Source organism: Bradyrhizobium sp. PSBB068 (assembly GCA_016839165.1).
Taxonomy (GTDB): Bacteria; Pseudomonadota; Alphaproteobacteria; order Rhizobiales; family Xanthobacteraceae; genus Bradyrhizobium.
This window is the reverse complement of record CP069300.1, coordinates 4,998,505-5,012,166: the sequence shown is the minus strand read 5'-3', so window position 1 is coordinate 5,012,166 and position 13,662 is coordinate 4,998,505. Positions and strand designations below refer to the sequence as shown.

At 63.3% G+C, this 13,662-nt stretch carries 12 protein-coding genes; 7 read left to right on the top strand and 5 right to left on the bottom strand.

Features of this window, described 5'->3' with window-relative positions; translation table 11 throughout:
- Positions 1-2: 2 nt before the first annotated feature.
- On the bottom strand, positions 3-977 hold the full coding sequence (locus JQ507_23470) for a helix-turn-helix domain-containing protein (protein QRI67907.1): 975 nt from the start codon (positions 975-977) through the stop codon (positions 3-5).
- Positions 978-1,397: 420 nt separating this feature from the next.
- On the opposite strand from JQ507_23470, the gene JQ507_23465 reads away from it, so the two are divergent.
- From JQ507_23465 to JQ507_23435, 7 genes are all read left to right on the top strand, one after another.
- The gene (locus tag JQ507_23465) at positions 1,398-3,203 is read left to right on the top strand and encodes a methanol/ethanol family PQQ-dependent dehydrogenase (GenBank protein ID QRI67906.1); all 1,806 of its coding nucleotides are present in this window, start codon (positions 1,398-1,400) and stop codon (positions 3,201-3,203) included.
- A 124-nt stretch (positions 3,204-3,327) separates the two neighbouring features.
- The gene (locus tag JQ507_23460; GenBank protein ID QRI73473.1) at positions 3,328-3,810 is read left to right on the top strand and encodes a c-type cytochrome, methanol metabolism-related; all 483 of its coding nucleotides are present in this window, start codon (positions 3,328-3,330) and stop codon (positions 3,808-3,810) included.
- 50 nt (positions 3,811-3,860) lie between these two features.
- On the top strand, positions 3,861-4,970 hold the full coding sequence (locus JQ507_23455) for an S-(hydroxymethyl)glutathione dehydrogenase/class III alcohol dehydrogenase (GenBank protein QRI67905.1): 1,110 nt from the start codon (positions 3,861-3,863) through the stop codon (positions 4,968-4,970).
- A 33-nt stretch (positions 4,971-5,003) separates the two neighbouring features.
- Positions 5,004-5,567: an S-(hydroxymethyl)glutathione synthase gene (gfa, locus tag JQ507_23450; GenBank protein ID QRI67904.1), complete on the top strand. Its 564-nt coding sequence runs from the start codon at positions 5,004-5,006 to the stop codon at positions 5,565-5,567.
- 109 nt (positions 5,568-5,676) lie between these two features.
- Positions 5,677-6,630 (top strand): hypothetical protein, encoded by a 954-nt coding sequence (locus JQ507_23445; protein ID QRI67903.1) that lies wholly within the window; start codon positions 5,677-5,679, stop codon positions 6,628-6,630.
- A gap of 75 nt (positions 6,631-6,705) precedes the next feature.
- Positions 6,706-7,848: an epoxide hydrolase gene (locus JQ507_23440; protein QRI67902.1), complete on the top strand. Its 1,143-nt coding sequence runs from the start codon at positions 6,706-6,708 to the stop codon at positions 7,846-7,848.
- 8 nt (positions 7,849-7,856) lie between these two features.
- Positions 7,857-9,614 (top strand): metallophosphoesterase, encoded by a 1,758-nt coding sequence (locus JQ507_23435; GenBank protein QRI67901.1) that lies wholly within the window; start codon positions 7,857-7,859, stop codon positions 9,612-9,614.
- A 97-nt stretch (positions 9,615-9,711) separates the two neighbouring features.
- Here the strand turns inward: JQ507_23435 and JQ507_23430 are convergent, their stop codons facing one another.
- Genes JQ507_23430 through JQ507_23415 form a run of 4 tightly spaced genes read right to left on the bottom strand, consistent with a single transcriptional unit; the run spans position 9,712 to position 13,611 of the window.
- A complete protein-coding gene (locus JQ507_23430) occupies positions 9,712-10,749 on the bottom strand; it encodes an AI-2E family transporter (protein ID QRI67900.1) in 1,038 nt (345 codons plus the stop codon).
- Between the two features lie 57 nt (positions 10,750-10,806).
- The gene (locus JQ507_23425; GenBank protein QRI67899.1) at positions 10,807-11,820 is read right to left on the bottom strand and encodes an ATP-binding cassette domain-containing protein; all 1,014 of its coding nucleotides are present in this window, start codon (positions 11,818-11,820) and stop codon (positions 10,807-10,809) included.
- Positions 11,813-12,793: an ABC transporter ATP-binding protein gene (locus tag JQ507_23420; protein ID QRI67898.1), complete on the bottom strand. Its 981-nt coding sequence runs from the start codon at positions 12,791-12,793 to the stop codon at positions 11,813-11,815. Before JQ507_23420 ends, JQ507_23425 begins: the two co-directional genes overlap by 8 nt.
- Positions 12,790-13,611: an ABC transporter permease gene (locus tag JQ507_23415; protein QRI67897.1), complete on the bottom strand. Its 822-nt coding sequence runs from the start codon at positions 13,609-13,611 to the stop codon at positions 12,790-12,792. The genes JQ507_23420 and JQ507_23415 overlap by 4 nt, the downstream gene beginning before the upstream one ends.
- Positions 13,612-13,662 lie beyond the last annotated feature (51 nt).

Genomic DNA, 13,662 nt, shown 5'->3' with positions numbered 1-13,662 from the left:
CACTATTCCAGCACCACATCCGCCGGCAGGCCGCCGTGCAGACCCTTGTGGACCGAGGAGGGCGCGATGCCGAAATACTTTCGGAACACGCGGCTGAAATGCGAGGAACTCGAAAAGCCCCAGGAGAATGCGACGTCGGTGATGGTCTTGCCGTTCTGGGATTCCAGCTCCTGACGGCAGTTCTGCAACCGGGCCTTCCAGATGTAATCGCTGACCGTCATGCCGCGATCGCTGAACAGCATGTGCAGATACCGTTTGGAGCAGCCGAGCGCCGCGGAAATGCGGTCGATGCACAGATCTGGATCGCGCAGATGCTCGCGGATGAAGCCCTGGGCCCGCACATAGGTGGCCTCGGCACTGCCGCGGTCGAACATGGCGCCGGTCTCGCGCAGCGGCAACAGCAGCAGGTCGATCAGCGCATCGGCGACGCCGACCGCATTCACCGGGGTCAGCGTCGGCGCCTCGCCGAACGCGGCATGGACGAAATCATAGGCGATGCGGCCGGTGCCGTTGCGCGCCGAGAGCTTGCACGGCGCCATCTTGGAGAGCTGGAAGCCGCGCTCCTTGAGCAGGTCCTTTGGAACGATGACGACCTCATGGCGCGTCAGGGACGGGCTGATGATGGTATGCGGACAGGACACGTCGTAGGCGAAGCAGTCGCCCGGCATGATGTCGAAGTGCAAGCCGTCCTGCTCGAAATGCGACACGCCGTGGGTCTGGAAGACGATCTTGATGTAGGGATGCTCGCTCAGCTTGATGCGCGAGATGGTATGCGCGATCCGGTGCTGGCTTGCCTCGATCTGGCACAGCTTCAAGCGCGAGACCGTCGTGAAATTGATCCGGCCCTCGAGCGAGGACCCCTCGAGCGCGTCGACGTCGAACTGACCGCAGAGGTCAGTGAGCGCATCCGACCAGCGCTGGATCTGCCGCTTGGGCGTCAATCCGTTCGTGCTGAGTGAATGGACTGTATCGGACATCTTTCCAGCCACCGATTCGATCCCCAACGTGACCGCCAACCGCGTTTGAGTCTGGCCCGGATGATGCGCCTTCTCCCTGATTCTGAATAGTTTAGGGAGGCGGCGGGATTTCTTCCCGGTTACGGCCGGGCGATCCTCCGACTTAGTTCTGGACTCGTCAAGCGCAACCTTAGCACGCGTCGATCTGGCGCTCGAATTGCAGCGGCCCGCATTGATGCCCTGCAACATGAAGCAACCTGTCCTGCCAATTCGGGGCGGGCCTGCAAAAATCTGTCGCAGCTTCGCTTTTGAGCAAACGGCTCTTCTCTATTGGGCAAGTCAGCAGGGCTCGATCGGACTACGACTGGGGAACCAAAATGGAAGAAGTGGGGCCGTTTCGGCGGAAACCCTTGAGCTCTTGAACCTGGGAGGAAATCCACGATGCGCAAGATGCTTTACGCGACCGGTCTTGGGGCAATGGCGGTGTTTGCCGTCGGTGCTGCCAGCGCCAATGACGAACTCCACAAGATGTCGCAGAACCCGAAGGACTGGGTGATGCCGACCGGCGACTACACCAATCAGCGTTACTCGAAGCTGAATCAGATCAACGCCTCGAACGTCGGAAAGTTGCAGGTCGCCTGGACGTTTTCGACCGGCGTGCTGCGCGGCCACGAAGGCGGCCCGCTGATCATCGGCAACATGATGTACGTGCATACCCCGTTCCCCAACAAGGTCTACGCTATTGACCTTTCGAAGGACAACCAGATCGTCTGGAAATACGAGCCGAAGCAGGATCCGAACGTCATTCCGGTGATGTGCTGCGACACGGTCAATCGCGGCGTCGCCTATGGTGACGGCAAGATCTTCCTGCACCAGGCCGACACCACACTGGTCGCGCTCGATGCCAAGACCGGCAAGGTCGAATGGTCGGTGAAGAACGGCGATCCCAGCAAGGGTTCGACCGGCACCTCGGCACCGATGGTGATCAAGGACAAGGTGCTGATCGGCATCTCCGGCGGCGAGTTCGGCGTTCAGGCCCACATGAGCGCCTACGACATCAAGACCGGCAAGCTGGTCTGGCGCGGATTCTCGGAAGGTCCGGATGACCAGATCCTGGTCGACGACAAGACCACGGAACTCGGCAAGCCGGTCGGCAAGGACTCGAGCCTGAAGACGTGGCAAGGCGATCAGTGGAAGATCGGCGGCGGCGCGACCTGGGGCTGGATCTCGTACGATCCCGAACTTAACCTCGTCTACTACGGATCGGGCAACCCCTCGACCTGGAATCCGAAGCAGCGTCCCGGCGACAACAAGTGGTCGATGACGATCTGGGCGCGCAACCCGGATACCGGCGTTGCCAAGTGGGTCTATCAGATGACGCCCCACGACGAATGGGACTATGACGGCGTCAATGAGATGATCCTCTCGGATCAGTCGATCGACGGCAAGGCGCGCAAGCTGCTGACGCACTTCGATCGTAACGGCCTCGGTTATACGCTCGATCGCGCCACCGGCGAACTGCTGGTCGCCGACAAGTATGATCCGAAGGTGAACTGGACCTCCGGCGTCGACATGAACAAGAGCTCGCCGACCTATGGTCGTCCGAAGGTTCTCGACGCAGCGTCGACCGACAAGGCCGGCGAGGACCACAACGTCAAGGGCATCTGCCCGGCGGCGCTGGGTTCGAAGGACGAGCAGCCGGCAGCCTACTCGCCGGACACGCAACTGTTCTACGTGCCGACCAACCACGTCTGCATGGACTACGAGCCGTTCAAGGTGAGCTACACCGCAGGTCAGCCCTATGTCGGCGCGACGCTGTCGATGTATCCGCCTCCCGGTGAGACCAACATGGGCAACTTCATCGCCTGGGACGGCAAGACCGGCAAGATCGTCTGGTCGAACAAGGAGCAGTTCTCGGTCTGGTCCGGTGCGCTCGCGACCGGCGGCGGCGTTGTGTTCTACGGCACGCTGGAAGGCTATCTGAAGGCAGTCGACGCCAAGACGGGCAAGGAGCTCTACAAGTTTAAGACCCCGTCCGGCATCATCGGCAACGTCACCACCTATGAGAACAACGGCAAGCAGTACGTCGCCGTTCTGTCGGGTGTTGGCGGTTGGGCAGGCATCGGCCTCGCGGCCGGTCTGACCGATCCGACGGCCGGTCTCGGTGCAGTCGGCGGCTATGCGGCGCTGAGCAACTACACCGCGCTCGGCGGAACGCTCACCGTGTTCTCGCTGCCGCAGCAGTGAGCTGAGCAACCCTCGTTCCGGCGCATGGGGCGATCTCCATGCGCCGGTCCGTTGTCAATCCGCACGCGAGGATATGCTTTTGCGTAAGATCTGGTTTGTGACTGCTGCGATCTTGGTCGTGGCAATGGGAGGAGTTGCCTTTGCCGAAGCTCCCGGCGACCCGACAGCGGTCAAATCCGAGGACGGCAAGTATCTCGATAAAGACGGCAACCCGACCTACAAGATTGAGGCTGACGGGACCGTGGATTGGTACACCTACTCCGGATATCGGCGCTACCATTCGGAATGCCACGTTTGCCACGGGCCGGATGGCATGGGTTCGACGTACGCGCCTGCGCTGAAGGACTCGCTGAAGAGCATGAACTATGCCGATTTTCTCGGCGTGGTCGCGAGCGGACGCAAGAACGTCTCGACGTCGCAGGAGAACGTCATGCCCGCGTTCGGCGACAATCCGAACGTTGCTTGCTACATGGACGACCTCTATGTGTACCTGCGCGCTCGTTCCAATGATGCGGTTGGGCGCGTACGGCCGGCCAAGCACGAAGACAAATCGGAAGCCTACGGCAAGGCGGAAGACGCCTGCATGGGCCACAACGACAAGAAGTGAGCGTGACCGGCGCGAATGACAAACCTGTTTGATGTTTTGTGGAGACCAAGATGAAGACCCGCGCCGCAGTCGCATTCGAAGCCAAGAAGCCGCTTGAGATCGTCGAGCTCGACCTGGAAGGCCCGAAGGCCGGCGAGGTCCTGGTCGAGATCAAGGCGACGGGCATCTGTCACACCGATGCCTATACGCTCGACGGCTTCGACAGCGAAGGCATCTTCCCCTCGATCCTCGGGCATGAAGGTGCCGGCATCGTCCGCGAAGTCGGCGCCGGTGTGACGTCGGTCAAGCCGGGCGATCACGTGATCCCGCTCTACACGCCGGAATGCCGCCAGTGCAAAAGCTGCCTGAGCCAGAAGACCAATCTCTGCACCGCGATCCGCGCCACCCAGGGCAAGGGCGTGATGCCCGACGGCACCTCGCGCTTCAGCTACAAGGGCAAGACGGTCTTCCACTACATGGGCTGCTCGACCTTCTCGAACTTCACCGTACTGCCCGAGATCGCGGTGGCCAAGATTCGCGAGGACGCGCCGTTCGACAAGAGCTGCTACATCGGCTGCGGCGTCACCACCGGCGTTGGCGCGGTGGTCAACACCGCCAAGGTGACGCCGGGCTCCAACGTCGTCGTGTTCGGTCTCGGCGGCATCGGCCTCAACGTGATCCAGGGCGCCAAGATGGTCGGCGCCGACAAGATCATCGGTGTCGACATCAATGACGCGAAGGATGCCTGGGGCCGCCAGTTCGGCATGACGCATTTCGTCAACCCGACCAAGATGCAGGGTGACATCGTCCAGCATCTGGTCGGCCTGACCGACGGCGGCGCCGACTACACCTTCGACTGCACCGGCAACACCAATGTGATGCGCCAGGCGCTGGAAGCCTGCCATCGCGGCTGGGGCGTCTCGGTCGTGATCGGCGTTGCGGAATCCGGCAAGGAGATCGCGACCCGGCCGTTCCAGCTCGTCACCGGGCGGGTCTGGAAGGGCACCGCGTTCGGCGGCGCGCGCGGTCGCACCGACGTGCCGAAGATCGTCGACTGGTACATGAACGGAAAGATCCAGATCGATCCGATGATCACCCATGTGCTCAAGCTCGACGAGATCAACAAGGGCTTCGACCTGATGCACGAGGGCAAGTCGATCCGTTCGGTCGTCGTATTCTGAAATCAAAACACCAAGCACTAGGAGGATAGACCAATGACTGTTCATATCCACCCGTCGGTCGACAATGGCGTCAAACAAGGCTCAGGCAGTTTTGCCGGCGGCACGCTCGTCTGCAAATGCGCGGACAAGAAGGTCAAGGTCGGGATCAAGGGCGATGTCGCCCACAACCATGCCTGCGGCTGCACCAAGTGCTGGAAGCCTTCGGGCGCCACCTTCTCGGTGGTCGCAGTCGTGCCGCGCGAGAACGTCACCGTGCTGGAGAACGGCGACAAGCTGAAGATCGTGGATGCCGCCGCGGTGATCCAGCGCCATGCATGCACCGGATGCGGCACCCACATGTACGGCCGGATCGAGAACAAGGGCCATCCGTTCTATGGCCTCGACTTCATCCATCCCGAGCTGTTCCAGGAGCAAGGCTCGGCGGCACCGGGATTTGCCGCCTTCGTGTCGTCGGTGATCGAGTCCGGCGTCAAGCCGGCCGATATGGCCGGGATCCGGTCGCGCCTGAAGGAGCTTGGGCTCGAGCCCTATGACTGCCTGTCGCCGGCGTTGATGGACGCGATCGCCACCCACGTCGCGAAATCCAAAGCCGCCTGATAGGGGCGGCCTGACGAGATTCGGCGCCGGCAGAGGGCCTGCCGGCGGCGGATATGCTGGTAGTACCCGTGACCTTGAACCTTGCATGCCCTGCGGGCGACCACAGGGCATGCATTTTATTTGCCGCCTTGCCCTCGTCCTCTTCCCGATCCTGACCCTGTCGCCGGCCAGTGCCGCGTCGCCGGAAGATCGCTACATCGCGACGCGTGACGCCGCGATCGCCAAATTCGCCAAGCTGTCGAACGACAACAAGATCAACGAGACCGTCGACAAGGCCGAGGCGGCCGCGCGCGACGAGCTCAAGGGGCAGCTGGTCGCGATCCTGTCCCAGCCCGCCCGGCCGGGCTTTGCGCCCGCCCAGCTCAATCTCGACACTCTATATAGGGGCGACATGGGGTTCGGCATGCTGGACGGCCTGCGCTTCGACGCCGATACCGGCAGGGACGGCGCCAAGATCGGCGAGAAGCGCGCCGACGGCAGCTTCGTCGAGCCGAAAGCCCATATCATCGTCACGTCAGAATCCCTGTTCACCCGCTGGCTGCACGAGCACAAGACCTGGTGGGACAAGGGCAGCAAGAACGTGCCGCAGCAGATCGAACCGGCGCTGAAGTTCGAGGGCCTCTATACCCAGGCGATCTCGACCGATGCGGCCGTGATCAACTTCAACGAACTGCCGGTCGCCAAGCCGGCGTCGGCCACGGTTACCTACGGTTTTCTGGCCGGCCGCACCCAGGACTCGACGCCCGAGGCCGCCGACGAGGTTTTCGTCGCAGCGCTCGCCGACGGCAAGGTCTACATCGCCTATGGCGAGATCGAGCCCACCGTGCAGGTGCCGGCCTGCACCGCGATCCGCACCGACTATAACAGGAAGGCCGATGCGGCGGCCGAGAAGCTCGAGCGCAAGCAGATCAGCAAGGCAGCCTATGACAAGCTCGGCGACCTGCATCAGCAAGGCGAGGACGCATTCAAGCGGTGCTTCGTCCAGCAGGCGCCACAGCAGCCGGCCTTCGCCGCGGCCACCAAACAGGCCCAGTCGCTTCTGGAGACGGCGATCGGCAAATAGCGTCAGCCGGTAGTTTGATCGGCTGATGTTCTGATCCTATCTTTCCCGGACAGCTCTGCACGCCGGGGAGACGCCATGAATACCGCCATCAGCCCGTTTCGTATCGCCGTCAGCGACGATGTCCTTGAGGACCTGCGCACCCGGCTACGCCGGACCCGCTGGCCGGAAGCCGAACTGGTCGACGATTGGAGCCAGGGCGCGCCGCTGCAATGGATCAAGGACGTCTGCCAGTATTGGGCCGAGACCTATGATTGGCGGCAGCGCGAGGCGCGGCTCAATCGGTTCAGCCAGTTCACCACCGAGATCGACGGGCTCGACATCCATTTCATCCATGTTCGCTCGAAGCATCCGGAGGCGCGGCCCCTGATCATCACGCATGGTTGGCCGGGATCGGTGGTCGAATTTCACAAGGTGATCGAACCGCTGACCGATCCAACGGCGCATGGCGGCAGTGCCGCGGATGCGTTCCATGTGGTGTGCCCATCATTGCCGGGCTTCGGCTTCTCGGCCAAGCCTACTGAGACAGGCTGGGGCGTCGACCGGATCGCCAGCGCCTGGGCCGTCCTGATGCAGCGGCTCGGCTACACCAGCTATTTCGCGCAAGGGGGCGATTGGGGCTCGGCGGTCACGACCGCGATCGGCGGCCAGGACGCGGCGCATTGCGGCGGCATCCACATCACGCTTGCGATGTCGACGCGGCCCAATGTCGAGGGGCAGCCGACGCCGGAGGAGACACGTGCGCTCAACGGCATCAAATATTATGCCGACTGGGATTCCGGCTATTCGAAGCAGCAGTCCACCCGGCCGCAGACGCTCGGCTATGGCCTGACGGATTCACCGAGCGGGCAGGCGGCATGGATCCTGGAGAAGTTCTGGGCCTGGACCGATTGCGACGGGCATCCGGAAAACATCCTCAGCCGCGACGAGCTGCTCGACAACGTGATGCTGTACTGGGTCACCGAGACGGCGACATCGTCAGCGCGGCTGTATTGGGAAAGCTTTGGGCCGGGCAAGCGAACCCCGCACAAGGTCAGTGTGCCGACCGGGGTTGCCGTGTTTCCCAAGGAGATCGTCACGCCGGTCCGCAAATGGATGGAGACCAACTTCACCAACATCCAGCACTGGAGCGAGATGCCGAAGGGCGGGCATTTTTCGGCGTTCGAGCAGCCCGAGCTGTTCGTCGGCGAGGTGCGGGAGTTTTTCGGGAAGCTGCGTTAGCTGCGTTTGTGTCAGAATGCGCTGCGCAACGGAGGGACGTCGGCGTGCTGCTTGATCCCCGCGACGGCGACTTTGAGGACAATGCCGCCAGTCCCGAACAACGTTCGTTGTTCGCGATCGTGGGCAGCCTTCTGGTTGAGATAAGCCCGGCGAAGCTGCTATTCGCCTGGACGGTTTCCCTTCTGCTTCCCGGCCTGCTGCTCGGCCTTGCGCCGCTGGTCGCGTCCGCCTGGATCTCGAGCCTTTCGCAACACGTTCTGGCGTTGTCCGAAGTGGGGGCAGTGCTGGCGTTGGTCGTGATCGCGGCGTTAGGGTGGCTCGGCGGGCGACCGCTGTTTCAAATCGCAGAAACAAACTTCTGGTCGTTGAATGCGCTCGCGGTGCAACCGAGCTACACCTTCACGCGCGAGGCGCTGGGCCATCTGGCGGAACTGCTCTGGCGAACCGGCGCAACTCCTGCTTCTCGCATAAGGCTGCGCCGCATTTGCTCAATCGGCGCCGGCATGCTGCTCTCCGCAGGTGCGGCATTGCTCGCGGTCCTGGCCTGGCCTGCTTCGCAATGGACTGCGACCGTCAATGACCTCGTTCTGATCCATCGTCTTGTAGTGCCGACGTTCGCGAACGCCGTGGTGCTGGTGTCCGGCTATCTTGCAGTCGCATCACTGGCCTGGAGTGTGGCCGACGCCAGCATGGATCAACCGGCCGACCTTGCTGCCTTCGACGGGACGCCGCCCGGAGGCCGCTGCTGGCGCCTCGCGCATTTGTCTGACCTTCACGTGGTCGGCGAGCGATACGGCTTCCGCATCGAAAGCGGGACGGCCGGTCCGCGGGGAAACCGACGCTTCCATCGCGTGCTGGCTCGCCTCGCGGAAATCCACGCCGTCGATCCGCTCGACCATGTGCTGATCAGCGGCGATATGACGGATGCCGGCCGGACCGGCGAATGGGCGGAATTTCTCGATGCATTGGCGGGGCATCCTGAGCTTGCAGCACGCATCATCATGCTGCCGGGCAATCATGACGTTAACGTCGTGGACCGCGCCAATCCCGCGCGCCTCGACCTGCCGTTCAGCCCAGGCAAGCGGCTACGGCAGATGCGCACCCTGTCGGCGATTGCGGCCGTTCAGGGCGATCGCGTGCGCGTCATCGACGGTTCCGGCAAACCATCGGCTACGCTGAACCAGGCGCTGGAACCTTACCAGGACCGGATAACGCAATTTGCGCAGCACGGAGGTGTGCGACGTGCAATGGCGGTCCGCGGCTTGTTCGACGACCAATTCCCAATGGTCCTGCCGCCGGACCAGGATGGCGGCCTCGGGATCGCCATTCTCAACTCCAACGCAGAAACCCACTTTTCCTTCACCAACGCGCTCGGTTTGGTTTCGGAAGCCCAAACACGGCGATTGGAGGCCGCAATCCGTCATCTCCCGACGTCATGCTGGATTATCGCGCTGCATCATCACCTGATGGAGTATCCGATGCCGGTCAAGACGTTTGCCGAACGCATCGGGACGGCCCTGATCAACGGCAGTTGGTTTGTACGCAGGTTGCAAAAGTTCTCCGATCGCTCGGTCGTGATGCACGGTCACCGGCATATCGATTGGATCGGTACATGCGGTGCGTCGAAGATCGTCTCTGCCCCGTCGCCGGTGATGGGGGCGGCCGATGACGCCGTCACTTATTTCTATATCCACAGAATGGTGGTCGGGCCGGACCGGAAGCTCCGCCTCGCCGAGCCCGAGCGGGTGGAAATTGCCGGAAGCTAAAGCGCGATGATATTTGGTTGAATCGTCATCGCGTTTTAGCTCTTTGTTTGAGCATGATCTTTTCGGAAAGCCGCTTCGCACTTTTCCGGATCATGCTTTAGGACGTTTCCGGCCTGTCTTCGTGCGTTCCGCCGAACAAATCAGCGATCCATGCAGCCGACGGACTCTCGGCGCAGAAGGTCAGAATGGCGAGCGTGATTGGCACGCCGATGAAAGTCCCGAACAGGCCCCAAAGCGAGCTCCAGAAGAAGATCGCAAACAGCACCAGGAATGGCGAGATCGACAACGTCGAGCCAGCCACCCGCGGTTCGATATAGCTGCCTACCACGAACTGGATGACGTTGAGACAGGCGAATACGCCAAACACCGCGGGCCAACTGTCGAACTGCGTCATGGCCAGCAGCGTGGGGAACAGTGTCGCGATGAAAGGGCCGATGAAAGGAATGTAGTTGAGGACAAAGGCGATGACGCCCCATTCGAACGCGAATGGCAGTCCGGTCACGGCGGCAAACAGGCCGACCAGGAGACCCGTGACCGCGCTCATCTGCGTCCGCACCAGCATATATTTACGAAACTTGGCGGCCGTAGCCTTGCTGCCCTCGAGCAAGACGCGCGCGGCTGTGCGATTCTCCAGTCGCTGGATGCGTCGACCAGCGTCTTCGACCTCGAGGAGTCCCAGCACGACATAGACCAGCACGATGAGCCAGAAACTCAACGTGGTGTTGACACGGCCGGTGACGTATTGCGTGACGCGCAGCAGCCAGCCGACATTGAAATGCTCCGCCCAAAGGCCTGCGAACGAGATGCCGTGGCCGTCCAGCCATATCACCGCGGCGTCGTAGAAGGCTTGATATCGCACCGCATCCGCAATCAGGGAGCGCCCGACACGGCTGAATCCCCACGCCGCGAGCGAGGCAAACGCGACGCAGGCAGTGGTCGTAACGACGACGGTGATGGCAAGCGCGAGGAGTTTCGGCAGCCACGACTGTAGCCGCTTCTGAACGGGCCAGACGATCGCAATGATGAACAGGGCGGCCGCAAGCGGGGCCAGCACGCTGCGCGCCTGAGCCACCGCCGCAGTGACCAGTACCGCGGCAATGATGCCGGTCGTGATCTTCAACCCGCCCGTCGCCATCCGGCAACCTTAGTGGAAAACGCGTCCCGCAGGCAAATCGAGGCTCGGGCGCGCCATTCAGCTTGGAAGCCGACCGGCAATCTCGTCCGCCCGCCAACATCGCACCGCGTGCCCGTCCGGACGCGTCTCGAGCGAAGGCCCGGGTTCGCGATGACACGCTGTTTCGGCGTAACGACAGCGCGGACTGAATGCGCATCCGTCCGGCGGATCAAGCGGATTGGGAAGCTCGCCCCTCGCCGTCGCCAACGGTGCGCGGCGCAGCGGATCGGGAATCGCAGCGATCAGGGTTTGCGTATAGGGGTGCGCCGGCCGTTCGAAGATGTCGCGCCAGCCGCCCGTCTCCACGATGCGGCCGAGATACATCACCGCGACCCTGTCGCTCATGTGCTCGACCACGCCGAGGTCGTGGCTGATCATGATGTAGGACAGGCCGAGGCTTTCCTTCAGCTCCAGCAGCAGGTTGATGATCTGGGCACGGATCGAGACATCGAGCGCTGAGACCGGTTCGTCGCAGATGACGATCTTCGGATTGAGGATCAGCGCGCGGGCGATGCCGATGCGCTGGCGCTGACCGCCCGAGAATTCATGCGGGTAGCGGCCGGCCTGCTCGGGCCGCAGGCCGACATGCCTGAGCATCTCGGCAACGCGCCCGTCGATCTCGCTTTGGGCCGTCACGCCGTGCAGGCGCAGCGGATCTTCAAGCGTACGGCGAACCGTCTGGCGCGGATTGAGCGAAGCGTAGGGATCCTGGAACACCATCTGGGCGATACGGGCCAATCGCTTTCGATCGACCGATTGCTGTTCCGTCACGACGTGGCCGTCCAGCACGATCCGGCCGCGCGTCGGTGTCAGAAGCCCAAGCAGCGAAAGGGCGACGGTGGACTTGCCGCAGCCGGATTCGCCGACGAGACCGAGGCACTCGCCGCGCTTGAGCTCGAGATCGATGCCGTCGACCGCGCGCAGCAGCCGCCGGCCGCTGCCGAGCAGGCCGCCGCCAAGCGGAAAATGAACCGCGAGATCCTCAACGCTGAGGATGACGTCGTCGCCGGGATTCGCCGTGGGTTCAGGCATGATGGTGGCACCTGACGAGCCCGCCAGCATCCAGCCATGTCGTCTCGGGCACGGTGGTCCGGCAGATCTCGGTGGCCAGCGCGCAGCGCGGATTGAAGCGGCAACCGGCCGGGAAGTCCGCGATCGCCGGTACGACGCCGGCGATTTCCCTGAGCCGCGCCCGGCCAAGTGCCGCGCGGCTTCCCAGCCGCGGCAGCGAGTCGACCAGGCCTTGGGTGTAGGGATGCGCGCCGGCGCGGAAGATGTCGTCCGAGCGGCGTTCCTCGACAATGCGACCGGCATACATCACGCCGACGCGGCGGCAGACATTGGCGACCAGGCCGAGATCATGGCTGATCATCAGGATCGCGGTGCCCCGCTCGGCGCACAGATTGCGCATCAGCTCGATGATCTCGGCCTGCACCGTCACGTCGAGTGCGGTGGTCGGCTCGTCGGCGATCAGAAGATCCGGATCGCAGGCAAGGGCGATGGCGATCATGACGCGCTGGCGCATGCCGCCGGAAAGCTGGTGCGGGTAATCCTTCACCCGCCGCTCCGGCGCGGGGACGCGGACATTCGCCAGCGCCTCGACCGCGAGCTGGTTGGCCTCGCGCCAGCTCTTGCCCTTGTGCAGCACGAACATTTCCGCGATCTGCCGGCCGACCGGCGAGACCGGATTGAGCGCGGTCATCGGCTCCTGGAAGATCATCGCGATGCGGTTGCCGCGCAGTGCGCGCTGTTCGGCCGCGGACAGTCCCTGGATTTCGCGGCCCTCGAAGCGGATGGCGCCGGCGGCGATCGAGAGCGGCCGGCGCAGCAGGCCGATCAGGGCAAGCGCCGTAATGCTCTTGCCGCAGCCGGACTCGCCGACCAGGCCGAATGTCTCGCCGCGATCGATGCGGAACGAAACGCCCTCGACCGCTGCGACATGGCTGCCGCCGTCAGCGAGATCGATGCGCAGGTCCTGGACTTCGATCAGCGGAGCCGTGGTCATGCACGCCGGCTCCGCGACTGGGGATCGAGCACGTCACGCAAGCCGTCGCCAAGCAAATTGAGGCCGAGCACCGTCAGGAAGATCGCAAGCCCGGGGAAGACCGACAGCCAGGGCGCCGTGGTGATCTGGTCGCGGGCCTCCGACAGCATGCTGCCCCAGCTTGGATAGGGCGGACGGATGCCGAGGCCGAGGAACGAGAGCGAGGCTTCGGCCAGCACGGCGCCACCCATGCCGAGCGTGCCGATGACGATGATGGGACCGACCATGTTCGGCAGCAGCTGCGTGATCATGATGCGCAAATCTCCATAGCCGAGCACTCTTGCTGCCTGCACATAGCCCTGGCTCTTGAGCGACAGTGTCGAGGCCCGTGCGATCCGGCAGGTGAAAGACCAGTTGGTCAAGCCGAGCGCGATCAGGAGGCTGGTCAGGCCGGGTCCGAGCACCGCCATGATGGCGAGTGCGAAGATCAGCGACGGGATCGCCAGCATGACATTGGTCAGCCCGTTGACGAAATCGTCCCACCAGCCGCCCCAATAGCCTGCGGTCAGACCGAGCGTCACGCCGATGATGCTGTTGACGAGCTGCGAGACGATGCCGACCGTCAGCGAGATGCGGGCGCCGTGCACGACGCGGGAATAGATGTCCCGCCCCTGCGCATCGGTGCCGAACCACCAGATCCAGCTCGGCGGTTCCTCCGCGTTCATGAGATTGGCGCCCATGACCGGATCGGTATGTGCCAGCCAGGGCGCGAACAGGCCGACGAAGACCGCCAGCGCGAACAGCACCCCGCCGATGATCGCGCTGGTTCCAAGCTTCATCGCGGCCGCTCCGCGGTGGCGGCCTGCACGGCCGATCGTGCACGGGCACAA

Excerpts from the sequence above, each read along its gene's own strand:
- gfa (QRI67904.1), top strand. The coding sequence starts at position 5,004 with ATGACTGTTCATATCCACCCGTCGGTCGACAATGGCGTCAAACAAGGC.
- JQ507_23460 (QRI73473.1), top strand. The coding sequence starts at position 3,328 with ATGGGAGGAGTTGCCTTTGCCGAAGCTCCCGGCGACCCGACAGCGGTC.
- JQ507_23455 (QRI67905.1), top strand. The coding sequence starts at position 3,861 with ATGAAGACCCGCGCCGCAGTCGCATTCGAAGCCAAGAAGCCGCTTGAG.
- JQ507_23445 (QRI67903.1), top strand. The coding sequence starts at position 5,677 with ATGCATTTTATTTGCCGCCTTGCCCTCGTCCTCTTCCCGATCCTGACC.
- JQ507_23440 (QRI67902.1), top strand. The coding sequence starts at position 6,706 with ATGAATACCGCCATCAGCCCGTTTCGTATCGCCGTCAGCGACGATGTC.
- JQ507_23430 (QRI67900.1), bottom strand. The coding sequence starts at position 10,749 with ATGGCGACGGGCGGGTTGAAGATCACGACCGGCATCATTGCCGCGGTA.
- JQ507_23420 (QRI67898.1), bottom strand. The coding sequence starts at position 12,793 with ATGACCACGGCTCCGCTGATCGAAGTCCAGGACCTGCGCATCGATCTC.
- JQ507_23425 (QRI67899.1), bottom strand. The coding sequence starts at position 11,820 with ATGCCTGAACCCACGGCGAATCCCGGCGACGACGTCATCCTCAGCGTT.
- JQ507_23465 (QRI67906.1), top strand. The coding sequence starts at position 1,398 with ATGCGCAAGATGCTTTACGCGACCGGTCTTGGGGCAATGGCGGTGTTT.
- JQ507_23470 (QRI67907.1), bottom strand. The coding sequence starts at position 977 with ATGTCCGATACAGTCCATTCACTCAGCACGAACGGATTGACGCCCAAG.
- JQ507_23415 (QRI67897.1), bottom strand. The coding sequence starts at position 13,611 with ATGAAGCTTGGAACCAGCGCGATCATCGGCGGGGTGCTGTTCGCGCTG.